Here is a 23,245-nt window from a genome sequence, read left to right as displayed (position 1 = left end):
AATTCCCATAAGAGAATTGATCTTCGCAGTTTCATTAGTTAGCTTTTTTAGCTAGACGTGATTTTTTACGAGCAGCTGCATTTTTGTGGATAAGACCTTTAGAAGCTGCTGTGTCAAGAGCTTTAGAAGCTGCTACAACTAATTCTTTAGCGTTATCAGCGCCTGTAGCGATAGCTTGTTCAGCTTTTTTCACTGTAGTACGCATTGCAGATTTTGCTTGAGAGTTAGCAACGTTTGCTTTTTCAGCAACTTTAACACGTTTAATTGCAGATTTAATGTTTGGCATATCTTTCACCTCCTAAATAAGGTACGAGATGAGTATCTTCTCAACTATTGCGTTTGTCAATACAACAAAAATCATTCTACCAAACCATGAGAATAATTGCAATACATAAATGCAAAGAATATTTACTTGACAGTTTGACCAACATATTTATGAGGTGATTAATAATGATAGAAGTTAACTGGAGCAGAACCGATTTAATTGATGAATCAAAAGAGGTAGTTGAGCATCAGACCAAGCAACAAAAGGAAAGATTACAACAATCGAGCGGTGTCAATATTGAGGAATTTAACGAAGGTCGAGTCAAAATAACTAGAGTTAATGTAGATAAAATAGGGCAGGAGCAAATTGGTAAAAAAGAAGGGAAATATATTACGCTCTCTGTTCCGACTTTAACAATAGATGACCAAAATGGTTTTGAACAATTAGAAAAAGCCTTCACAAAATATTTAGATGATATCCATAAAGATATTGAAATTAAACAAGATAGTAAAATTCTTGTTGTAGGTCTTGGTAATAAGACAATTACACCTGATGCAGTTGGGCCATTTGCTATTGATGCGATGCAAACGGAGCAATCGGAAAATCCTAGTGACCATTTCGTTATGTACGCACCTGGAGTAACTGGTCAAACTGGTTTTGAAACAAGTGATTTTATTCTTGCCTTAACAGAAAAAATAAAACCATCCCTTGTTCTGGTAATCGATGCTTTAGCAACTAGAGGTAGCTCAAGGTTATGTAAAACGATTCAAATTACAGACACTGGTATCCATCCAGGTTCAGGGGTAGGGAATCAACGAACAGAAGTTTCAAAGGAAGTAATGGGAGTACCTGTAACAGCGATTGGTGTTCCTACTGTAGTTGATGCGACAGTCATTATTGCTGATGCAATTGACCATGTATTTAGATCCATAGCTGCAAGAATTGAGGAAAAAAATAAGCCTTCTGGTAAATTGTCTGTTCGCTCATGGACTCCAGACCCAAATGCTCAAGTAAATTTAGATTTAATTAAACCTATTTTTGGTGAATGGTCTACATGGTCTACAAATGATCGACTTCAATTATTTGAAGAAGCTTTTGCATCTCATCCTGAAAGATTGATTGTAACTCCTAAAGAAGTAGACGTATGGATTACTAAATATTCTCTATTAATTAGTAAATGTTTATTTAGTTGGTTGGATCAAAAAGTTAAAAAATCAAAGTAGTTCTAAACATCCTCTTCTCTCCATAATGTAGTGGAAGGAGAGGATGTCATGTTAAAAAAAGTTCAAGTTCTAGCAGTTTTTTTATTCTTCTTTTTTATGTTACCCATCATTGCAGGACTATTGCCTTTTCCAAACAACGAAAAATATGAACCTCCTCAAGTTGAAGAAAAGCAAGTCGTCTTTGCATCAGCGGATATTAGTACACAAGAAGCTTCTCCAACAGACACACCTGTAGAGATTACACCCGAGGAGCAAACCCAAACGGAAACAGACGTTACCCCTTCAGTAGATTCTTTTGATGTATTATTTGTATTTACGCATTCTCATGAAACCTATAAGCCATTTGTAAAAACCGAAAAGGGCAAGGTAGCTGTTTATGATGATCAAACAAATTTGTTTACCATGTCCCAAGTGATGGAAGATTATTTTCGGTTAAACGGGCTTAATGCAAAGACTCTTGATGTTGATGTTATGTCAGTAATGAAACAAAAGGGCGTGACAATGGCATCAGCATACAAAACAGTTCGACCTTATATTAGTAAGGAATTGGAACAAAATAGTTATGACCTCATATTAGATATTCATAGGGATGCAACAGGGGCTGATAAATCGACTATTACGCATAATAAGGTAAAGTATGCTAAGGTAGCCTTTGTTATTGGTGCGGAAAATCCAAATTATAAGTCAAACCTTTCTTATGCAAATACTCTGAGTCAAACATTAAATAAAATCGTTCCGAATCTATCAAGAGGCATTATCGAAAAGAAAGGTGCCGGAGTAGACGGGGTTTATAATCAAGACTTATCTAAATCCCTGCTTTTAATCGAAATTGGTGGTATTGATAACACAGAAGATGAAGTATATCGAACAATTGCTGTTTTGGCACAGGCAATCTCAAAATCTTTCGTCAATCAGCAAATAGCTAAAAAATAACTGTGTATTTATTTGTTTGTAAATTTTTTTCTCACTCAACATTGCTAAAGGTTATGTCTCACTGCTATAATTCAAATTAGTTTAGCCTTTTTTAAAATAGTAATAAAGACTTTCTCACAAGAAAGTTTCTAAAATAATTTATTAGTAAAATTTATACTGATAAAGGTTAAAGCCTCCAGCGCATGCCTAAGATTGTATTTAAGGCATTATTTCTACAAGTGTGTAGAATAAGCGCGGGAGGCGTATTTGATTGGGAGTGGACATAACATGAATCGGGAAGAACGTTTAAAACGCCAAGAAAACATACGAAATTTTTCTATAATTGCACATATCGATCACGGTAAATCTACTTTAGCTGACCGTATTTTAGAGCAGACAAAATCGGTTACGCAACGTGAAATGAAAGCCCAATTATTGGACTCGATGGATTTAGAGCGTGAACGAGGAATTACAATTAAATTAAATGCAGTACAATTAAAGTACAAAGCAAAAGATGGCGAGACATATACATTCCATCTAATCGACACACCAGGACACGTCGATTTTACTTATGAAGTATCTCGTTCATTAGCAGCATGTGAAGGTGCAATATTAGTAGTTGATGCTGCTCAAGGAATCGAGGCTCAAACATTAGCGAATGTTTACCTTGCATTAGATAATGATTTAGAAATTTTACCTGTTATTAATAAAATTGATTTACCTGCTGCTGATCCAGAACGTGTACGCCAAGAAATAGAAGATGTGATTGGGCTAGACGCTTCAGAAGCAGTTTTAGCTTCTGCAAAAGCAGGTATCGGTATAGAAGAAATTCTAGAACAAATTGTTGAAAAAGTTCCTGCGCCAAGTGGGGATCCAGATGCACCATTGCAAGCATTAATTTTCGACTCTTTATATGACCCTTATAAAGGTGTAATTATTTCTATACGTATTGTAAATGGTACTGTAAAACCAGGCGATACAATTCGCATGATGGCAACAGGTGCAGAGTTTGAAGTTGTTGAAGTGGGTATCCACACACCAAAAGCTGTACCTCAAACAGAATTAACTGTTGGGGATGTTGGTTATTTAACTGCATCTATTAAAAATGTAGGAGATACACGTGTAGGGGACACAGTAACATCTGCAACTAATCCTGCTGCAGCACCGTTACCAGGTTACCGTAAATTAAATCCAATGGTATATTGTGGTCTATATCCGATTGATACAGCACGTTACAATGACTTACGTGAGGCACTAGAAAAATTGGAGTTAAATGACTCAGCATTACAATATGAACCAGAAACTTCACAAGCATTAGGCTTTGGTTTCCGTTGTGGTTTTTTAGGATTATTACACATGGAAATCATTCAAGAGCGTATTGAACGTGAATTTAACATTGATTTAATTACGACAGCTCCATCCGTAATTTATGAAGTATTCTTAACAGATGGAACATCAATTAAAATCGATAACCCATCTATGATGCCAGACCCACAAAAAATTGATCGCATTGAAGAACCTTATGTAAAAGCGACAATTATGGTACCGAACGATTTTGTCGGTGCTGTTATGGAACTTTGTCAATTAAAGCGCGGTAATTTCATCGGTATGGACTATATCGATACAACGCGTGTAAGTATTCAATATGATATGCCGTTAGCGGAAATCGTATATGACTTCTTCGATTATTTAAAATCAAATACAAAAGGTTATGCATCCTTCGATTATGAATTAGCAGGGTACAAGCCTTCTAAGTTAAGTAAAATGGATATTCTACTTAACGGTGAACAAGTCGATGCGTTAAGCTTTATCGTACACCGTGACTTTGCTTATGAACGAGGAAAAGTAATCGTAGAGAAATTGAAGGAGCTAATCCCACGTCAACAATTTGAAGTCCCAGTTCAAGCGGCTGTTGGTCAAAAAATTATTGCTCGTTCAACAATTAAAGCAATACGTAAAAACGTATTAGCAAAATGTTACGGTGGTGACATTTCGCGTAAACGTAAACTTCTTGATAAACAAAAAGAAGGTAAAAAACGTATGAAGCAAGTTGGTTCTGTAGAAGTACCACAAGAAGCATTCATGGCTGTGTTGAAAATGGATGACACGAATAAAAAGTAAAAAATGGAACCGTCACGAAAATGTGGCGGTTTTTTTAAAATAGAAATTTTGAATTGGTGGAATATTTCAAAAATTCCTTCCCTCTACCTAAACAAATATAGTACAATATTATTAGTGGAAGGTGAGTGAATATCTGGAAACTGGATATTTATGGGTGTTTAGCTTCATGTGAAGAACAACAGGGAGGAGTTATGAACAATGAGTAACGTAGTAGTCAATATTCCAAGTTGGTTTGAACTAGATGATTTGGTTGTAATTAACACAATAGTTAATGAGGAAAATCCGACTTTTGGCACATTAATTGCAAGTGATAATATTAATCTTGAAAAACCATATCGTCCTAGAATTCGTGTATATTTAATAAAATTAGATAACGATAAATTTAATATTGAAAAAGAATTAGGCTCATTTACTTTTAAAACACAAAATGAAGCACTAGATTTTTCAGAAAAATTTTCTACAATAAGCGCAGTTGAATTATTACATAAACTTCACAGTGAACAAGTTGCATATGCGATTTAATTTGAAATGTCCCCAAGTTTGCCTATAAGCAAATTATTGGGGCTTTTTTGATTAGGACAAGTTATATAGTGCTGTTACACTACCAATAAGGATGAACTTTTTAAAAAAGTTACCCATTTAGAATCAGTGAAGTACTATAGTTTTCTGCAGTTAAATGTTGTATTTTGTTATTTTATGTGCGATTAAATTGAATTTTTATAGTCTAAGGGTACAATAAAGGTTAGCACTAGAAATTAAGGAAAGAAGGGAAACAAATGGCGCGCGGTGTCTATATACATATTCCTTTCTGTCATCAAATTTGTAATTACTGTGATTTTAATAAAGTATTCTTTAAAAATCAGCCAGTCGATGAATATATTGAAGCAGTCGGAAAAGAAATGGAATTGGTCGTTCAACAGATGCCGGGGAAATTTGATAACATCGAAACAATTTTCTTAGGTGGAGGAACGCCAACTGCTTTATCAGCAGAACAAATCAAACGTCTACTAGATTTAATTGCTAAATACTTGCCAACAAATAAGGTAATTGAATTCAGTTCTGAAGCAAATCCTGATGAATTGACTATTGATAAATTAAAAGCTTTAAAAAGTGGTGGAGTTAATCGATTAAGCATGGGAGTTCAATCCTTTGATGAACAATTATTAAAAAAATTAGGTAGAACTCATTCAAATGAACATGTTTATGAAACGATAGAGCACGCTAAAGCAGTTGGTTTTGAAAATATTAGTATCGATCTAATGTATGGGTTACCTGGTCAAACAATGGAACAGTGGGAAGACACTTTAAATAAAGCTTTCCAATTAAAACTCCCACATTATTCAGCATATTCTTTAATTGTTGAACCAAAGACGATTTTTTATATTCGCTATGCTAAAGGAAAGTTAAATCTACCAACAGAAGAATTAGAGGCGGATATGTATGATCTACTAATGAATAAAATGGAACAGAATGGCCTTAAACAGTATGAAATTAGTAATTTTGCGTTAGATGGTTACCAATCTACACATAATAAAATTTATTGGGATAATGATGAATATGCAGGATTCGGAGCTGGGGCCCATGGTTATTTAAATGGAGATCGGTATTCAAACATTGGACCGATTAAAAAATACATTTCTTCAATTAATGATTCGAGTCGTCCATTATTAAGTACTCATAAAGTAACCAAGGAAGAAATGATTGAGGAACAGATGTTTTTAGGTTTAAGGAAAAATGAAGGTGTTTCATTTGATGAGTTTGAAAGGAAATTCGGTACTCCTTTAAAAAGTTTATTCGTTGATACAATTCAGCAATTAGTGAATAATGGTTTATTGATTGATGATGGACGGTTTGTCAGGTTATCAAGAAAAGGTCGTTTTATTGGTAATGAAGTGTTTCAGCAATTTTTACTTTAAGATTAAGGTTGTTTTCGTTGACATAATTTTAGAGATTTGATAATTTAAAATAAGTATTAGCACTCTGAATAAACGAGTGCTAACAGAGGTGAAGACATGTTAACAAATCGACAATTACAAATATTGCAGGTAATCGTTGATGATTTTGTTATTTCAGCTCAGCCAGTAGGGTCACGTCAAATTTCAAAAAAAGAATGGATTCCTTTTAGTCCTGCGACAATTCGCAACGAGATGGCGGATTTAGAGGAGTTAGGTTATTTAGAAAAAACCCACACTTCTTCTGGTCGTGTCCCATCTGAAAAAGGATATCGTTTTTATGTTGACCACTTGTTACAACCCAAATCAATGTCCTTTGAAGATATTGGTTTAATTCAATCAATTTTTAAAAGTCAAATTGTAGAAATGGAACAAGTAATTCGTGAATCTGCTAACATTTTGTCTGATTTAACTTCATATACAACGATTTTACTTGGACCAAATGTTGGGAAGCATCGAGTAAAAAGGTTTCAAATTGTACCTTTATCTAGAGACACTGCTGTAGCAATTATCGTCACGGATAATGGTCACGTTGAAAACCGTACAATCACGTTACCAGAAGGATTTAATCCATCAGATATTGAAAAAACAGTTAATATCTTAAACGAACGTTTAGTTGGTGTTCCATTATTAGAGCTACAATCCAAACTAGAATTGGAGACATTTGAAGTATTAAAACAACATATTCATACAGCAGATGCAATTTTCCAATCTTTAAAAAATGTTACTGCCGTTCAAAATGAAAACAAAATTTACTTTGGCGGTAAAACTAATATGTTAAATCAACCCGAGTTTCACGATTTAAATAAAGTCCGCGCACTAATGGAGTTAATGGATAAGGAAAGTCAAGTGATTTCACTATTCCAACCGAGTAATTCAGGTATTCATATTCGAATTGGTTCTGAAAATAATCACTTAGCAATGGACGATTTAAGCGTCATTACCGCAAGTTATTCTGTTGGCAAAGATCAAGAAGGATCCATTGCAATCATTGGTCCAACTCGAATGGATTATCAGCGTGTTATTACATTACTAGACGTTATGCGTAATGGGCTATCTCGTGTACTTTCAAATAAACTTAATGATGGGTTATAAGGAGGATATACAGGTGTCTGAAACGACAGAAAACAAAGAGCAGCAAGAGCAGCAAATTTCTCAAACTACTGAAACAGAATTAAATAATGAGAACAATGCACAAGATGAGCAAACAAATGAGGTAGAACTGACTGCTGAAGAAAAACTTAGTGCAGAAGTGGCTGAATTGAAAGCAAAATTAGAAGAAGAAGAAAATCGTTTCCTTCGCCTCAGAGCTGATTTTGATAACTTACGTCGAAGAACACAATTAGATCGCGAAGCAGCGGAAAAATATCGCGCTCAAAAGCTTTTAACAGATCTATTGCCGGTAATCGATAACTTCGAACGTGCATTACAAGTAGAAGTAAGTTCTGATGATGCTCAAGCTTTATATAAAGGAATTGAAATGGTTTATAAAACATTTATTGAAGCTACAAAACAAGAAGGCTTGGAGGTTATTCCAGCTGAAGGTCAAGTCTTTGATCCTACAGTACACCAAGCTGTTATGCAGGAAGCAGATTCAGAAAAAGAATCTGGAATTGTACTTCGTGAGCTTCAAAAAGGTTATAAATTAAAAGATCGTGTACTGCGACCTTCAATGGTTTCAGTAAATGAATAATAGTAATTTTAGAAAATAACTTAGTTGTTTTTTTAATAATAGGAGGAAAAATTTAATATGAGCAAAATTATTGGTATTGACTTAGGAACAACAAACTCTTGTGTAGCTGTATTAGAAGGCGGCGAACCAAAAGTAATTCCAAACCCAGAAGGAAACCGTACTACTCCTTCTGCTGTTTCATTTAAAAATGGCGAACGTCAAGTTGGTGAAGTAGCAAAACGTCAATCAATCACAAACCCAAATACTATTTTGTCTATTAAATCAAAAATGGGTACTTCTGAAAAAGTTAAAATTGAAGATAAAGAATATACTCCACAAGAAGTATCAGCAATGATTTTACAATACTTAAAAGGTTATGCTGAAGACTACTTAGGTGAAAAAGTAACAAAAGCGGTTATTACAGTTCCCGCTTACTTTAACGATGCTCAACGTCAAGCAACAAAAGACGCTGGTAAAATTGCAGGTCTTGAAGTAGAGCGTATCATTAACGAACCAACAGCTGCTGCATTAGCATATGGTTTAGACAAACAAGACGTAGATCAAAAAATCCTAGTATTTGACCTTGGTGGTGGTACGTTTGACGTATCTATCCTAGAATTAGGTGACGGTGTATTTGAAGTTTTAGCAACAGCTGGTGATAACAAACTAGGTGGGGACGACTTCGACCAAAAGGTAATGGATTATTTAGTTGAAGAGTTCAAAAAAGAAAACGGCATTGATTTATCAAAAGATAAAATGGCAATGCAACGTTTAAAAGATGCAGCAGAAAAAGCGAAAAAAGATTTATCTGGTGTAACATCAACTCAAATTTCATTACCATTCATCACAGCTGGTGCTGATGGTCCATTACACTTAGAACTTAACTTAACTCGTGCGAAATTTGATGAAATTACTCGTGACTTAGTAGAACGTACAATTATTCCAACACGTCAAGCGTTATCTGATGCCGGTCTTTCTGCTTCAGATTTAGACAAAGTAATTCTAGTAGGTGGATCTACTCGTATTCCAGCAGTACAAGATGCTGTGAAGAGAGAAACAAACCAAGAGCCACACAAAGGTGTTAACCCAGACGAAGTAGTTGCAATGGGTGCAGCAGTTCAAGGTGGGGTATTAACTGGTGATGTGAAAGATATCGTATTACTTGACGTAACACCACTTTCTCTTGGTATTGAAACAATGGGTGGAGTATTCACGAAATTAATCGACCGAAATACTACAATTCCAACATCTAAATCACAAGTATTCTCTACAGCAGCTGACAACCAACCAGCAGTAGATATTCACGTGTTACAAGGTGAACGTCCAATGGCTGCAGATAACAAAACACTTGGTCGTTTCCAATTAGCTGACATTCCACCAGCTCCACGTGGAGTACCTCAAATTGAAGTAACGTTCGATATTGATAAAAACGGTATTGTTTCTGTAAAAGCAAAAGACTTAGGTACTCAAAAAGAACAAACAATCGTTATTCAATCTGATTCTGGTTTAACAGACGAAGAAATCGAACGTATGGTAAAAGATGCTGAAGCGAACGCAGAAGCAGATGCGAAACGTAAAGAAGAAGCGGAATTACGAAACGAAGCAGATCAATTAGTATTCCAAGTAGATAAAACAATTACTGATCTTGGTGAACAAATCTCAGAAGATGAGAAAAAATCTGTTGAAGATGCAAAAGAAGAATTGAAAAAAGCATTAGAAGCGGGTGAAATCGAAGGAATCAAATCTGCTAAAGAAAAATTAGAAGGTATCCTACAACCACTTGTTATGAAAGTTTACGAACAAGCTGCAGCAGCTGCTCAAGCAGCACAAGGTGGCGCAGATGCTAACGCTGATGCTGGTAAAAAAGATGACGGTGTAGTAGATGCTGACTTTGAAGAAGTAAAAGACGATAAATAATCACGAATGTGCTAAAAGCGACTAGTCTCGAATATTAGAAGTGTTGTTTGCAGCACTTACTGACAAAGTAGAATGACTAGTATCTAACCATAGTAGCAATACAATGATTATTCGTATAAATTAGGAAAGTAAAAAGTCAAAGACCGAATTTGTCTTTGACTTTTTCATTGCACAGATGAAGTATATTCTATGATACAATATTGGTTATGTAATAGAGCGGAGTGTGAGGTATGAGTAAACGGGATTATTATGAAGTACTAGGTGTCAGCAAAACTGCGAGCCAAGATGAAATCAAAAAGGCATATCGTAAGCTGTCAAAACAATATCATCCTGATATCAATAAAGAACCTGGTGCAGATGAAAAATTTAAAGAAATAGCAGAAGCGTATGAAGTATTAAGTGATCAAAACAAACGTGCCCAATATGATCAATTTGGTCATGAAGGTCCAAGTCAAGGTGGTTTTGGAGGCTTCGGAGGCTCTGGATTCGGTGGATTTGAAGATATTTTCAGTTCCTTCTTTGGTGGAGGTAGTCGCCGACAAGACCCTAACGCACCTAGAAAAGGTGATGACTTACAATATCGCATGAATATTTCATTTGAAGATGCGGTCTTCGGTAAACAAACAGAAATAGAAATTCCAAAAGATGAAACATGTGATACATGTAAAGGATCTGGTGCAAAACCAGGAACTAATCCAAAAACATGTACAACATGTAGTGGAACTGGTCAAATTAATCAAACTGTTGAAACGCCATTCGGCCGTATGGTAAACAGACGCACATGTAGCACATGCCGTGGTAACGGGAAAATTATTGTGGAAAAATGTTCAACTTGTCATGGCGCAGGTACAGTTCAAAAACGTAAGAAAATTAAAGTTACAATTCCTGCAGGTGTAGATGATGGCCAACAATTACGTGTTTCTGGTCAAGGTGAACCAGGAATTAACGGTGGTCCAGCAGGTGACTTATATATTGTCTTCAATGTAAAAGAGCATCCATACTTTGAACGTGACGGCGATGATATTTATTACGAATTAAAACTAACATTCCCACAAGCTGCTCTTGGTGATGAAATTGAAGTTCCTACAGTCCATGGGAAAGTAAAATTAAAAATTCCAGCAGGTACACAATCTGGTGCACAATTCCGAATTAAAGATAAAGGTGTAAAAAATGTACATGGTTATGGTACAGGACACCAATATGTCATTGTAAAAGTTGTTACACCTACTAAATTAACTGAAAAACAAAAGCAATTATTACGTGACTTTGCTGAAATAAGCGGAGATATCCCAGAAGAACAAAGTAGTTCACTATTTGATAAAATTAAAAAAACATTCAAAGGTGAATAAGATTCAAAATGTATTACAAATTTTAGGAGGAGCTGATTGCAAGTGACATGGACAGAACTGTCTATATTAACAACAAACGAAGCGGTTGAGGCTATTTCAAATATTCTACATGAAGCAGGCGCGAGTGGTGTTGTCATAGAAGATTCAACTGAATTAGGAAAAGAGAGAGTAGATCAATTTGGAGAAATATATGCATTGAATCCAAATGATTACCCAACAAGTGGAGTAGTGGTAAAAGCTTATTTACCTGCGTCTAGTTTTTTAGCTGAAACAGTTGAAGAAATAAAGCTTGCAATCGCAAATCTAAGTAATTTTGATATAAATATTGGGGAAAATAACTTTACGACAACTGAAGTTAATGAAGAAGATTGGGCAACAGCTTGGAAGCAGTACTATCATCCAGTGAAAATTTCGGAGCGTTTTACAATTGTTCCAACTTGGGAAGACTATACTCCAGTTAACACGGATGAATTAATGATCGAACTAGATCCAGGCATGGCTTTTGGTACTGGTACACATCCAACGACAGTTATGTGTTTACAAGCCTTAGAAAAAGTCGTGAAACCTGATGATGTTGTTGTCGATGTTGGTACTGGTTCTGGTGTTCTAGCGATTGCTGCAGCGATGTTAGGAGCAAAAAAAGTTCATGCCCTTGATTTAGATGAAGTTGCGGTCAAATCAGCTCGAGAAAATATCGAATTAAATAAAGTGCAACATATTGCGGAAGTATTTCATGGCAATTTACTAGAAACTGTATCAGATCCAGCTGATGTGGTAGTAGCAAATATCCTTGCTGAAATTATTATGACTTTCACAGATGATGCCTTCTCAATTGTAAAACCTGGTGGGCTATACGTAACATCGGGTATTATCGGTGCTAAAAAAGAAGATGTAAAATCAGCTCTTATCAATTCAGGATTTGTAATTGAGGAAGTATTAATGATGGAAGATTGGGTAGCAATTATTGCAAGACGACCATAATGTACAGGAGTTGTCCCAAACCCGTGGGTCAACTCCTTCTTTTTCATTACATATTACTTTCGACTGAGGTGCAAAATGCAGCGTTATTTCATAGATGAACAATTTAACGACCAAAATGAAGTGATTATAACAGGGGAAAATGCGAAACACATTTTAAAAGTGATGCGAATGGAAATCGGCGAATCATTGATTGTTGTACAAAATAATACTGCCTATATTTGCAAAATTGTATCAGTGGGACAAAATGTTATCGTAAAGCAAACGGGAGAAACAATTCCTTCACCGGAGATGCCTGTCCAAGTAACGATTGCTTGTGGTTTACCAAAAGGGGATAAACTAGATTTAATTACTCAAAAAGGAACAGAACTCGGTATGCATGCCTTGATTCCTTTTGCAGCTGAACGTTCGATCGTGAAATGGGATGACAAAAAGGGTGAAAAGAAGACAGAGCGATTACAAAAAATTGCAAAAGAAGCTGCTGAACAATCACAGCGAACACAAATACCTGAAATTATGAGTCCTATCTCATTTAAACAATTATTATCGATTATCCCGAATTATGATGCAGTTTTTATTGCAGATGAAGAAGATGCCAAACAAGAAATACGTACAAGATTTGCGGATAAACTAAAAAAAGTGTATGATAATGAATCGAAGTCTATTTTATTAATTTTCGGTCCTGAAGGTGGAATATCTCGTAATGAGGCAAAAAGCTTAATAGAAGCTGGTAGTGAAACTATGTCTCTTGGACCTCGAATATTACGAGCAGAAACTGCGCCATTATATGCGCTTTCTGCTATTTCATATGAATTTGAATGAAAGAGGTGTTAAATAAATGTCAACGGTGGCTTTTCATACATTAGGCTGTAAAGTAAACCATTATGAAACAGAAGCAATATGGCAACTTTTTAAAGAGCATGGATATGAACGTACTGATTTTGAACACCAAGCGGACGTTTATGTTATTAATACATGTACTGTAACAAATACTGGTGATAAAAAATCACGCCAAGTAATTCGTCGTGCAGTACGTCAAAATCCAGATGCAGTAATTTGTGTAACAGGCTGTTATGCACAAACTTCTCCAGCTGAGATCATGGCAATACCAGGTGTTGATATTGTTGTAGGTACTCAAGATCGTCAGAAAATGTTGGGGTACATAGATCAATATAGACAAGAACGTCAACCAATCAACGCGGTTCGTAATATCATGAAAAACCGTGTATATGAAGAATTAGATGTGCCGTATTTTACTGACCGTACGAGAGCATCTTTAAAAATCCAAGAAGGCTGTAATAACTTCTGTACGTTCTGTATTATTCCATGGGCACGTGGTTTAATGCGTTCACGTGACCCACAAGAAGTAATTAAACAGGCACAACAACTTGTAGATGCAGGATATCTTGAAATTGTATTAACAGGTATCCATACAGGTGGATATGGACAAGATTTCAAAGATTATAACTTAGCTCAACTTTTACGAGATTTAGAAGCAAACGTTAAGGGGCTTAAACGTTTACGTATTTCATCGATTGAAGCATCTCAATTAACAGATGAAGTGATAGATGTATTAAAAAATTCAAATATTGTTGTTCGCCATTTACACATTCCAATTCAATCTGGTTCAGATACAGTATTAAAGCGTATGCGTCGTAAATATACGATGGACTTCTTTGCAGAACGTCTAGAGCGTTTAAATGATGCGTTACCAGATTTAGCGATTACTTCTGATGTAATTGTTGGTTTCCCTGGTGAAACTGAAGAAGAATTCATGGAGACTTATAATTTTATTGCGAAACATAAATTTGCTGAACTTCATGTATTCCCATTCTCTAAACGTACTGGAACACCGGCAGCGCGAATGGAAGACCAAATCGATGAAGATGTAAAAAATGAGCGAGTACACCGTTTATTAACGTTAAACGACCAACTTGCAAAAGAATATGCATCTCGTTTTGAAGGTGAAGTATTAGAAATTATTCCAGAAGAGCACTATAAAGAAAGTGACAATCCAAATCTTTTCGTAGGTTATACAGATAACTATTTACGTGTTGTATTTGAAGGTTCAGAAGACCTTATTGGAAAATTAATTAAAGTAAAAATTTTAAAAGCAGGTTATCCTTATAATGAAGGACAATTTGTTAGAGTTTTAGCAGAACAAGTACAATAATTTTAAGCGACAAAACAATAAAACGGTTGGTAGTGACCCCTTAAAGTTAGAGTTTTTATTATACAGCTAATTGGCTGGTATGGATTCGGTATTGCACCGGACTCATGCCTGCCAATTTTTGTTTAATACGATCATTATTATAGTAATCGATGTACTGTTCAATTTTCTTTTTTAATTCTTCATAAGAGAGTAATTCTTCCCCATAATACATTTCCTGTTTAAGTAAACCAAAAAAGTTTTCCATTGCCGCATTGTCTGCACACGTTGCTTTACGAGACATGCTTTGAAAAATTTTGTTCTGCTTTAATGTTTTTACCCATGTATTATGTTGATAGTGCCAACCTTGATCAGAATGAATCGTTGTCCGATATTCTGCTCGTTCATGAATAATAGGTAATGCTTGTTTCAATGAATCTATCACAAAATCTAGTGTTGGACGTTTTGATATACTAAATCCAATAATTTCACCATTATATAAATCCATGATAGGACTTAAATACAGTTTTTCATCATTTGTACATTTAAATTCTGTTACGTCTGTTACTAGTTTTTGAAGGGGGTACGGTGTGTTGAAACGGCGATTTAAACGGTTTTTTGCCACTTTTCCTACCGACCCTTTATAAGATTTATAGCGTGATTTGCGTACAAATTTTTCGCATTTTAGGTTTAATTCCTGCATGATACGTTGCACTTTTTTATGATTAATTTTGTATCCTTGTGCTTTCAATTCTGCATGAATACGACGGTAACCATATCGACCTTCATGTTTTTCAAACGTCTTTAAAATCAAAGCTTTCCACCCTTGATCTGGGTCTTCCTTTTTCATTTGTTTAATTTGATAGTGATAAGTTGCCTCTGGAATATCTACTCGTTTCAAGATATCTTTTAATGTAAATCCTTCTTGTTTGAGTTCAAAGGCGATGACTGCTTGGACTTTTCGAGGAAGGCGTTCGGATTCTCTCGAAAAGCCTTCAACTTTTTTAGAAACGCCACCTCCAAACGAAGCAATTCATTTTCATGTTCTAACTGCTCCTCACGTGACATTTCTTTTTCTTGTTTACTTGCCTTTGAATTTCTATTTTTAGACATAGATGGCCGCCCCTTTGATTTTTCTTGCAGGCCTTCCAATCCTTGTTCTAAAAATTTACGGTTCCAGTTAACGATTAAACTTGGATTATTCATCATAAATTGAAACGCTGTATCTTGATAAGAAGCGCCTGTTTGTTTCATAAAGTTTAATACATCCAATTTAAATTGAACAGTATAAAACTGCTTCTTACTCTTCCTAGCTAAGCCCTCTATACCATATTCTTTAAATGCACGAACCCAACGTGATATTTGTGTTCTATCAACTACTCCATATTTCTTAGCTAGTTGTTGATAACTCAATGAATTATTTAGATAATCTAGTACCACAGCTAATTTCAAATCATCATTATATTTAACCATAAAAAACACCCCAAAAGTTAGTTTTTTACTCTAACTTTGGTCCTTTGTCAAATGTTGGGGTAAGACATGAGAGAACAAGAAAATCTATTTGTACGGTAACTTTCCTGCCATCTATTTCTTCCGAAGCGTAGCGAGTAAGGAATAGATGGCAGGTCGCGGCTCGCTTCGCTCTCTTATCCAACATGCAACCCTATTTTTTTATACATGTGACCTAATAAAATTTTTGCTTTAAAGTGCTCATATTTGTGGAATCCATAAGCATTTCGCTTGAGCACTTTTGTTTTATTATTAATTCCTTCTAAAAAGCCATTTGAATAATCAAATACAAAACTGTTCAAGATTTCTATTTGCCAGTTTTTTAGTGTTTGGATACGTTTTTTAAATGAAGGGATACTTGCTTCTTCTACCTTGCGGTAAAATGCTTCTAACCCCTCTTTAATCTTCTGAATATTGTTTTCTTCTTTCGCTTGTGTAAACCACTGTTTATACGCTTCTTTTAATTCATATGCCTTTTTCAATTCAGGTGATAAACTTAGATAGCGATTTAAATACCAACGCTCATCATCTGATAGTTTGGCAGAATTTTTATGTAAAACAAATCGCATTCGCTTACACTTTTTACGATCATAGGCATGCATTTCTTTTTGAACTTTTCTTCGGACATCATCCAGAGCCCAATGAATATAACGACAATAATGGAATCGATCCGCTACAATAATTGGTTTGGCCAAGGCTTGATGGACCGCTGCTTTAAAGCTACCATTCATATCCATCACTACGATTTCCACATCTTGTCCGTATTTTTGGAGGTATGTTTTTATCGTTTGGAGTCGGCGATTTGGCAGAATATCAATGGGTTCATGTGTTTCCGCATTCGCTATAATAAGCTGATATTTTCCGGCATCTGTATCTGCCTTATATTCGTCAATGGCAATCGCCTTTGGTAAACGGAATCCTTCTGGTAACGCTGCTTTTGCTTGTTTGATAAATCTTCGAATGATTGTTGAAATAGATGTACCAAGTGTCATTGCCGCATCTTTAAAAGTTTTTGATTGAACAGATTGAATAATCATCGCTTGATTCACTTCTTTAGAAAAACGTTGATAACGCTCGACAAATGGAGCTTTTTCGGCAAAACGCTTCCCGCAAGTGCATCGATAACGGCGACATCTATACATCAATTTTGTTAAACGTCCCCAAAACGATAGATGCCCAATTTTCCGTGTTCGATAATCATGTACTTTTGACGTTTTTTCACCACATGTTGGACAACTATGTTCTTTTAGAGGCATCGAAACATAGACTAAAATACGATTTTCTTGTTCGATGATATCCTCAATATTTACACCTTTTAATCCTGGTAATTCCATGTTAAAATTCATACTGCACAACTCACTTTTTTCTACTTGTTTCTAGTCAATTCAAGTATAGAAAAATAGATGATGTTGTGCATTTTCTTTTTCAAAAATTGTAGGAAAACCCCAACAATTAATATAGAACCCTAACTTTTGGGGTGCAGCACCGTTTTGTCGCTTTTTATTTTTTCTGTTTGGGACAAAATAAGAAAATAAACAATCTGTAAATTCGATAATTTCATTTTTAATGGTATTATTAAGAGGTACGTACAACTTAAATTGTAAAAGGAGTAATTTTCATGTCAAAAAATTATGCATCGATGATTGATCATACTTTACTGAAACCAGAAGCAACAAAGTCACAAATTGAAAAAATCTGTGATGAAGCAAAAAAATATGAGTTTGCATCAGTTTGTGTAAATCCAACTTGGGTTAACTTAAGCTCTACATTATTAAAAGGTACTAATGTAAAAGTATGTACGGTTATCGGATTTCCTTTAGGTGCAACTACATCTGAAGTAAAAGCTTTTGAAACTAAAAATGCGATTGAAAATGGTGCTGAAGAAATTGATATGGTTATCAATATTGGAGCATTAAAAGAAGGTCAATACGATATTGTCCGTGACGATATTAAAGCAGTTGTAGCAGCAGCGAATGGTACACTAGTAAAAGTAATTATTGAAACTTCGTTATTAACAGACGAAGAAAAGGTAAAAGCTTGTGAACTATCTGTTGAAGCAGGTGCTGACTTCGTAAAAACATCTACAGGTTTTTCAACTGGTGGAGCGACAGTTGAGGATGTTGCATTAATGAGAAAAACTGTTGGTCCTACTATCGGAGTGAAGGCTTCTGGTGGGGTACGCTCATTAGAAGATATGAAAAAAATGGTTGAAGCAGGGGCAACAAGAATAGGTGCAAGTTCAGGTGTTGCGATCATGCAAGGATTAATTTCCGATTCTAACTATTAATTATAATTCTTTCTATTGACTGATTAAAAACTATACGTTATAATTCTTTAGTACACAAGTAACGGAAAGTTGTTATTGGTGTATTGACGTGTGTTCGGAGGGAGGGAAAGAGAGATGTCAAAAACTGTCGTTAGAAAAAACGAATCGCTTGAAGATGCTCTTCGCCGCTTCAAACGTACTGTATCTAAAAGTGGTACAATTCAAGAGGTTAGAAAACGCGAATTTTATGAAAAACCGAGCGTAAAACGTAAAAAGAAATCAGAAGCTGCACGTAAACGTAAGTGGTAATTTCCTAACAATCCCTACGTTCATAACACGCAATTTTATGATTCACTGAGGACAAAAAATGATATACCCTAGTATTTGTAATTATACAGATACTGGGGTATTTTACTTTTTTGGACTTTTTTACAAAGTGTATTATATGTACTTTTTCTTATTTTTATAAGGATTAATTGAAATATTTCAAAAGTGGGAAAATACATGAGATAATAATATTCTAATGGTTGAAAAATTTTTTATACATAAATAAAACATTATTTGATTAAATTTTGAAACTTTCCTATCATTCATTCGTAAATAAGATAACAAATGAAAAACTGCTACATAAAGGGAGGTGGAACAATGAACAAAGGGAGAATGTTTAGCTGGACTATAATGTTGTTGCTATCATTCGTTCTTTTCTTACCGAGTTTAACAGTACATGCAAATGACCGAGTGTATCATATTCTGCTGGAAGATGAAGTGGAAAAAGGGTTACATGCCTATTTAAAGCGTGCATTTGATGAAGCCGTTGAAGCAAAGGCTAAAACAGTCATATTAGAGATACATACCCCAGGAGGTTTTACAGATGCCGCTGAGGATATAGCGAAACTTATGGATAGTACACCATTGAATATTATCGCTTTTGTAAATTCGAAAGCGCATTCAGCAGGAGCCTATTTAAGCTTACACGCTGATAAAATCTACATGGTGCCGAATGGAACAATTGGGGCGGCAGCTATTATTGATAGTGCTGGAAATGCAGCTAGTAAAAAAGCAAATAGTGCGTGGATTGCAGAAATGAGGGCTGCTGCAGAATCTTCTGGTAAGGATCCGCTTTATGCACAAGCCATGGCAGATGAATCAATTAATTTACCAAAATTTCGAGCACCAATTGGAAAACTATTAACTTTATCCGCGGAAGAAGCACTTGAAGTAGGTTATTCAGATGGTACAGTTGCTAATTTAAATGAACTTCTCGCTGAACTTGGTTTGTCAAAAAGTGAAGTTGTGTCCATTGAACCAACTTTTGCTGAAAAACTAGCTCGATTTATAACAAATCCAATTGTTGTAACGTTGCTATTAACAATTGCGAGTTTTGGGTTAGTGATTGAATTATTTTCACCAGGATTTGGCATACCGGGTATTGTTGGACTTACTTCGTTTGCAGCATTTTTCTTTGGACATTTTATTGCCGGATTTGCAGGGTATGAATCAATATTGATTTTTGCAATAGGCTTTATATTATTAATTGCAGAACTATTTGTACCAGGTGGTATTGTTGGTATTATTGGTGGCGCATTGATGATTATAAGTTTATTATTTGCAGGAGAAAGTGTGGTTCATATGGCGTATTCGATTTTAATCGCACTGATTATTTCTGTTATAGGAATGGTGGTACTAATGAAATTCTTCGGAAAAAATCTTCATGTTTTCAACAAGCTTATTTTAAGAGATGCCACGACAACGGAAGAAGGGTATGTATCGAATGTGAACCGTATTGAGTTACTAGGAAAAATCGGTGACACAATTACACCTCTTCGTCCTGCGGGAACAGTTTTAATTGGAAATGAACGAATTGATGTTGTGTCAGAGGGTAGCTATATTGATGTAAATAAAAAAATTGAAGTAATTCGAGTTGAAGGGTCAAGAATAGTAGTGAGAGAACTGAAAAAAGGAGTGGAAGAAGTATGATTTTTGATGCAGCAGCCATTAGTTTAATTATCGGCATAGTTGTAGTTATTATTGTTTTATCAGTATTCTTTACATTTGTACCGGTAGCGCTATGGATTAGTGCTATAGCAGCAGGTGTTAGAGTTAGTATCTTTACTTTAATTGGGATGAGATTACGTCGAGTAATTCCAGCAAGAGTAGTGAATCCTTTAATTAAGGCGCATAAAGCTGGACTTGATGTGACAATTAACCAATTAGAGTCCCATTACTTAGCAGGTGGTAATGTAGACCGAGTAATTAATGCTTTAATTGCCGCTCAACGTGCAAATATTGAGTTATCTTTTGAACGTTGTGCAGCTATTGACTTAGCTGGTCGTGATGTATTAGAGGCAGTGCAAATGTCTGTTAACCCTAAAGTTATTGAAACGCCATTTATTGCAGGGGTTGCAATTAACGGGATTGAAGTAAAAGCGAAAGCTCGTATTACTGTACGCGCAAACTTAGATCGCCTTGTTGGTGGTGCCGGGGAAGATACAATCATCGCCCGTGTAGGTGAGGGGATTGTATCGACAATTGGTTCAAGTGAAAGCCATTCAAAAGTTTTAGAAAATCCAGATTTAATTTCTCAAACAGTACTTGCAAAAGGTTTAGATTCAGGAACGGCCTTTGAAATCTTATCCATTGATATTGCGGACGTTGATGTTGGTAAAAATATCGGTGCTGAATTACAAATCGAGCAAGCACAAGCTGATAAAAATATTGCACAAGCGAAAGCGGAAGAACGCCGTGCAATGGCCGTAGCAAAAGAGCAAGAGATGGTAGCAAAAGTTCAGGAAATGAAAGCAAAAGTAGTAGAAGCAGAGGCTGAAGTACCAATGGCGATGGCAGAAGCATTACGTTCTGGAAACTTTGGAATTATGGATTATATGAACTATAAAAATATTCAAGCAGATACATCTATGCGTGATTCCATTGCAAAAGTGACAAATGAAAAAAATGATACACCAGATAAATAGAAATTTTCACACACCTCATGAAGGGAGTGTACGAATTTGGAAGGTATAATCATGATGGTGGTACTTTTCATCATTAGTTCTTTATTTAGTGGTAATAAAAAAAGTAAAGAACAAAAAGGGATGCCACCTTTTAATAATAAAAAAGAACCAGTTTTTGATCAAAAACAACATCAACCTAAAAAAGCTAGAACATTGGAGGATTTTGCTAGTGAAATCTTTCAACAACTTAATGAAAAAGCAAATCCAACCGTTCAACCAGAACCAGAAGTAAAAATAGAAACACCAGTAGTTATTGAAAAAAAGGAAAATACAAGACCTAAATTTGATGTAAATCGTTCTACTAAACAAATCTCTAAAGGAAAAGAAGCTAAGCTCCAAGATCCAATTAAAAGTAAAGAAATTGGAAGCATTATTCCCAAAGATAGAGAATCTCTTGTACAGGCGATTATCACTTCAGAAATATTAGGTCCTCCTAAGGCAAAACAGCGCTAATTTTATTAAATGTAAAATCTATTTAATAAAATACCAAATCGTGAATTTGAAATCATGTCCCTTTTCGCATAAGCATATACTTTGCGAAAGGGGGCATTTTAATTTGAAAAAATTATTCCAAAGTGATCCATTAATTGAAATATCAAATTGTCGCCAATTAAGATTGATTGGGACATATAAATTTCTAGAAGCTTCTGATAGACATTGTGCATTTTTATATGAGGATTTTTCAATTTTAATAAAAGCGGAGGAAGTACATATAGATGTATTAAAAGAGGAAGAATTCATTATCCATGTAGAAGGACTACAAAGTTTTGAAATGAAGAGACAGGTGAATGACTATGAAAAAATACGATAATCGACCTGTTGAAATTCGAATAAATAAAGGTAGCGGAGCAAACGCTTTTATCCAACATCTACATGTTAAAAATGTGAAAATAAAAAATTTAGCACATCTTGATCAAGAAATCCGCTTTGAAGTGACACGAAAAGATATACCGATTATTCGAGCTTCGAGAAAGAAATATCGTTTGAAAGTTAAGATTCGCTATTTACAAGAATCGCGAATCTTACAAAAAAATAGTTGGACAGCTTTAGGGTTATTGTTTTTAATTTGCATACCTATTCTTTTCTCTCGATTTATATGGGATGTGAAAGTTGAAGCAGAAACACCTGAACTTCGTGTGGCAGTCGAAAAAGTTATTAAAGAAAATTTAGATTTTGATTATCCAACACTCAAAGGAAAAGTAAAATCAGATTTTGAAATACGACAAACTATCATGGAACAGTTAAGAGACTTGTCTTGGGTGCATATAATAAAAACAGGTAGTAGCATGACGATCGTTCCACAGCTCGCACCTATTACAGATAATAAAGAAAATAAAACAAAAGGCAAAAATCATTTAGTAGCTGCTAAAAGTGGTGTCATAACACATTTTGAAATCGCGAGTGGAGAACGTCGTGTATTACCGAATACAACTGTATATAAAGGGGATACACTGGTATCAGGTGTTATTACAGTTGGAGATAAATCGATTGTAATAGGGGCTTCTGGAGAAGTTTATGCAGATTACTGGCTTGAAACAGAATTTAGTATACCAAGGAAAGTAACATATATTTCAGCTAGTAATCGGGAGTGGGTATTTGATTTCAAAATAAATAATGAAAAGGAGCAAGGAAAATCGTTTCAAAAAGTCGATTTGCCAGAGTGGCTTTCAAAATTTATCGAAATCAAAAAGACTCAAAAGTACACTACAGTAACGGAAGAGATTACCGAAGAACGACTAGAATCGTTCATTTTGCCGCTATTGCACGAAAAAATATTAAAATCTTTACCACCGAAAACGATTATAAAAAAAGAAAACATTTTGCACGTTACATTCGATGATGATAAAGTTAAAGGGAAAGTCCTATTTTTGGTAAATGAAAATATTGCTAAAAACTACCCTATTGTCCAAGGAGATTGATT

The 23,245-nt window shown here is 35.1% G+C and carries 23 protein-coding genes; 19 read left to right on the top strand and 4 right to left on the bottom strand.

The annotated features are described in order from the left end of the window. Positions 1–34: 34 nt before the first annotated feature. The gene (gene rpsT / locus NKR20_RS11450; protein WP_121213340.1) at positions 35–286 is read right to left on the bottom strand and encodes a 30S ribosomal protein S20; all 252 of its coding nucleotides are present in this window, start codon (positions 284–286) and stop codon (positions 35–37) included. A 164-nt stretch (positions 287–450) separates the two neighbouring features. Here rpsT and gpr point away from each other — a divergent pair, with 164 nt between their 5' ends. The 12 genes from gpr to mtaB all read left to right on the top strand — a co-directional run bounded on the left by gpr (position 451) and on the right by mtaB (position 14,562). Further along, positions 451–1,488, top strand: a complete 1,038-nt coding sequence (gpr, locus tag NKR20_RS11445; protein ID WP_253426856.1) for a GPR endopeptidase — start codon at positions 451–453, stop codon at positions 1,486–1,488. A gap of 48 nt (positions 1,489–1,536) precedes the next feature. Then, a complete protein-coding gene (spoIIP, locus tag NKR20_RS11440) occupies positions 1,537–2,421 on the top strand; it encodes a stage II sporulation protein P (RefSeq protein ID WP_253426853.1) in 885 nt (294 codons plus the stop codon). Between the two features lie 267 nt (positions 2,422–2,688). Continuing rightward, positions 2,689–4,521 (top strand): translation elongation factor 4, encoded by a 1,833-nt coding sequence (gene lepA / locus NKR20_RS11435; RefSeq protein ID WP_253426849.1) that lies wholly within the window; start codon positions 2,689–2,691, stop codon positions 4,519–4,521. Between the two features lie 198 nt (positions 4,522–4,719). Beyond that, complete coding sequence (locus NKR20_RS11430) at positions 4,720–5,043, top strand: hypothetical protein (RefSeq protein WP_253426833.1); 324 nt, start codon at positions 4,720–4,722, stop codon at positions 5,041–5,043. Positions 5,044–5,297: 254 nt separating this feature from the next. Further along, positions 5,298–6,437 (top strand): radical SAM family heme chaperone HemW, encoded by a 1,140-nt coding sequence (gene hemW, locus NKR20_RS11425; RefSeq protein WP_121213336.1) that lies wholly within the window; start codon positions 5,298–5,300, stop codon positions 6,435–6,437. Positions 6,438–6,533: 96 nt separating this feature from the next. Beyond that, on the top strand, positions 6,534–7,568 hold the full coding sequence (gene hrcA, locus NKR20_RS11420) for a heat-inducible transcriptional repressor HrcA (protein WP_121213335.1): 1,035 nt from the start codon (positions 6,534–6,536) through the stop codon (positions 7,566–7,568). Continuing rightward, complete coding sequence (grpE, locus tag NKR20_RS11415; protein ID WP_414674143.1) at positions 7,555–8,166, top strand: nucleotide exchange factor GrpE; 612 nt, start codon at positions 7,555–7,557, stop codon at positions 8,164–8,166. Before hrcA ends, grpE begins: the two co-directional genes overlap by 14 nt. Before the next feature lie 57 nt (positions 8,167–8,223). Further along, entirely contained in the window at positions 8,224–10,062 is a 1,839-nt protein-coding gene (dnaK, locus tag NKR20_RS11410; RefSeq protein ID WP_253426816.1) for a molecular chaperone DnaK, read from the top strand. Positions 10,063–10,292: 230 nt separating this feature from the next. Continuing rightward, positions 10,293–11,411: a molecular chaperone DnaJ gene (dnaJ, locus tag NKR20_RS11405; protein ID WP_121213332.1), complete on the top strand. Its 1,119-nt coding sequence runs from the start codon at positions 10,293–10,295 to the stop codon at positions 11,409–11,411. Between the two features lie 42 nt (positions 11,412–11,453). Beyond that, on the top strand, positions 11,454–12,392 hold the full coding sequence (gene prmA / locus NKR20_RS11400) for a 50S ribosomal protein L11 methyltransferase (protein WP_253428124.1): 939 nt from the start codon (positions 11,454–11,456) through the stop codon (positions 12,390–12,392). Positions 12,393–12,467: 75 nt separating this feature from the next. Then, positions 12,468–13,211: a 16S rRNA (uracil(1498)-N(3))-methyltransferase gene (locus tag NKR20_RS11395; protein WP_253426799.1), complete on the top strand. Its 744-nt coding sequence runs from the start codon at positions 12,468–12,470 to the stop codon at positions 13,209–13,211. Between the two features lie 16 nt (positions 13,212–13,227). Continuing rightward, positions 13,228–14,562, top strand: coding sequence for a tRNA (N(6)-L-threonylcarbamoyladenosine(37)-C(2))-methylthiotransferase MtaB (gene mtaB / locus NKR20_RS11390; RefSeq protein ID WP_121213330.1), 1,335 nt, complete (start codon positions 13,228–13,230; stop codon positions 14,560–14,562). 58 nt (positions 14,563–14,620) lie between these two features. Here the strand turns inward: mtaB and NKR20_RS11385 are convergent, their stop codons facing one another. The 3 genes from NKR20_RS11385 to NKR20_RS11375 all read right to left on the bottom strand — a co-directional run bounded on the left by NKR20_RS11385 (position 14,621) and on the right by NKR20_RS11375 (position 17,393). Then, positions 14,621–15,484, bottom strand: coding sequence for an IS3 family transposase (locus NKR20_RS11385; RefSeq protein WP_253428122.1), 864 nt, complete (start codon positions 15,482–15,484; stop codon positions 14,621–14,623). Beyond that, positions 15,448–16,011, bottom strand: a complete 564-nt coding sequence (locus NKR20_RS11380; protein ID WP_253426796.1) for a helix-turn-helix domain-containing protein — start codon at positions 16,009–16,011, stop codon at positions 15,448–15,450. The genes NKR20_RS11385 and NKR20_RS11380 overlap by 37 nt, the downstream gene beginning before the upstream one ends. Positions 16,012–16,184: 173 nt before the next feature. Then, positions 16,185–17,393 (bottom strand): ISL3 family transposase, encoded by a 1,209-nt coding sequence (locus NKR20_RS11375; RefSeq protein ID WP_121215853.1) that lies wholly within the window; start codon positions 17,391–17,393, stop codon positions 16,185–16,187. A gap of 272 nt (positions 17,394–17,665) precedes the next feature. On the opposite strand from NKR20_RS11375, the gene deoC reads away from it, so the two are divergent. From deoC to NKR20_RS11340, 7 genes are all read left to right on the top strand, one after another. Then, positions 17,666–18,334, top strand: a complete 669-nt coding sequence (gene deoC, locus NKR20_RS11370; protein WP_121213329.1) for a deoxyribose-phosphate aldolase — start codon at positions 17,666–17,668, stop codon at positions 18,332–18,334. A 114-nt stretch (positions 18,335–18,448) separates the two neighbouring features. Beyond that, positions 18,449–18,622 carry a 30S ribosomal protein S21 gene (gene rpsU / locus NKR20_RS11365; RefSeq protein ID WP_004227078.1) on the top strand — a complete coding sequence of 58 codons (174 nt, stop codon included), beginning with the start codon at positions 18,449–18,451 and terminating at the stop codon, positions 18,620–18,622. A gap of 336 nt (positions 18,623–18,958) precedes the next feature. Then, positions 18,959–20,290 (top strand): NfeD family protein, encoded by a 1,332-nt coding sequence (locus NKR20_RS11360; protein WP_121213328.1) that lies wholly within the window; start codon positions 18,959–18,961, stop codon positions 20,288–20,290. Then, a complete protein-coding gene (gene floA, locus NKR20_RS11355) occupies positions 20,287–21,285 on the top strand; it encodes a flotillin-like protein FloA (RefSeq protein ID WP_121213327.1) in 999 nt (332 codons plus the stop codon). Before NKR20_RS11360 ends, floA begins: the two co-directional genes overlap by 4 nt. A 36-nt stretch (positions 21,286–21,321) precedes the next feature. Beyond that, positions 21,322–21,777, top strand: coding sequence for a hypothetical protein (locus tag NKR20_RS11350; protein ID WP_253426793.1), 456 nt, complete (start codon positions 21,322–21,324; stop codon positions 21,775–21,777). Between the two features lie 103 nt (positions 21,778–21,880). Continuing rightward, entirely contained in the window at positions 21,881–22,135 is a 255-nt protein-coding gene (locus NKR20_RS11345) for a hypothetical protein (protein WP_121213325.1), read from the top strand. After that, positions 22,119–23,243 carry a sporulation protein YqfD gene (locus tag NKR20_RS11340; protein WP_170148375.1) on the top strand — a complete coding sequence of 375 codons (1,125 nt, stop codon included), beginning with the start codon at positions 22,119–22,121 and terminating at the stop codon, positions 23,241–23,243. Before NKR20_RS11345 ends, NKR20_RS11340 begins: the two co-directional genes overlap by 17 nt. The last annotated feature ends 2 nt before the right edge of the window (positions 23,244–23,245 follow it).

Origin of the sequence: Ureibacillus endophyticus (genome assembly GCF_024159215.1) — a bacterium.
In the GTDB taxonomy this organism is placed as follows: domain Bacteria; phylum Bacillota; class Bacilli; order Bacillales_A; family Planococcaceae; genus Ureibacillus; species Ureibacillus endophyticus.
Note: the sequence above shows the minus strand (reverse complement) of the source record. Positions and strands in the feature narration are given on the sequence as shown.

Coding starts and splice junctions, on each gene's coding strand:
- NKR20_RS11380 (WP_253426796.1), bottom strand. CDS start 16,011: ATGGTTAAATATAATGATGATTTGAAATTAGCTGTGGTACTAGATTAT.
- NKR20_RS11340 (WP_170148375.1), top strand. CDS start 22,119: ATGAAAAAATACGATAATCGACCTGTTGAAATTCGAATAAATAAAGGT.
- lepA (WP_253426849.1), top strand. CDS start 2,689: ATGAATCGGGAAGAACGTTTAAAACGCCAAGAAAACATACGAAATTTT.
- hrcA (WP_121213335.1), top strand. CDS start 6,534: ATGTTAACAAATCGACAATTACAAATATTGCAGGTAATCGTTGATGAT.
- NKR20_RS11430 (WP_253426833.1), top strand. CDS start 4,720: ATGAGTAACGTAGTAGTCAATATTCCAAGTTGGTTTGAACTAGATGAT.
- gpr (WP_253426856.1), top strand. CDS start 451: ATGATAGAAGTTAACTGGAGCAGAACCGATTTAATTGATGAATCAAAA.
- deoC (WP_121213329.1), top strand. CDS start 17,666: ATGTCAAAAAATTATGCATCGATGATTGATCATACTTTACTGAAACCA.
- NKR20_RS11375 (WP_121215853.1), bottom strand. CDS start 17,393: ATGAATTTTAACATGGAATTACCAGGATTAAAAGGTGTAAATATTGAG.
- NKR20_RS11395 (WP_253426799.1), top strand. CDS start 12,468: ATGCAGCGTTATTTCATAGATGAACAATTTAACGACCAAAATGAAGTG.
- floA (WP_121213327.1), top strand. CDS start 20,287: ATGATTTTTGATGCAGCAGCCATTAGTTTAATTATCGGCATAGTTGTA.
- mtaB (WP_121213330.1), top strand. CDS start 13,228: ATGTCAACGGTGGCTTTTCATACATTAGGCTGTAAAGTAAACCATTAT.
- rpsU (WP_004227078.1), top strand. CDS start 18,449: ATGTCAAAAACTGTCGTTAGAAAAAACGAATCGCTTGAAGATGCTCTT.
- grpE (WP_414674143.1), top strand. CDS start 7,555: ATGATGGGTTATAAGGAGGATATACAGGTGTCTGAAACGACAGAAAAC.
- rpsT (WP_121213340.1), bottom strand. CDS start 286: ATGCCAAACATTAAATCTGCAATTAAACGTGTTAAAGTTGCTGAAAAA.
- dnaJ (WP_121213332.1), top strand. CDS start 10,293: ATGAGTAAACGGGATTATTATGAAGTACTAGGTGTCAGCAAAACTGCG.
- hemW (WP_121213336.1), top strand. CDS start 5,298: ATGGCGCGCGGTGTCTATATACATATTCCTTTCTGTCATCAAATTTGT.
- dnaK (WP_253426816.1), top strand. CDS start 8,224: ATGAGCAAAATTATTGGTATTGACTTAGGAACAACAAACTCTTGTGTA.
- spoIIP (WP_253426853.1), top strand. CDS start 1,537: ATGTTAAAAAAAGTTCAAGTTCTAGCAGTTTTTTTATTCTTCTTTTTT.
- NKR20_RS11360 (WP_121213328.1), top strand. CDS start 18,959: ATGAACAAAGGGAGAATGTTTAGCTGGACTATAATGTTGTTGCTATCA.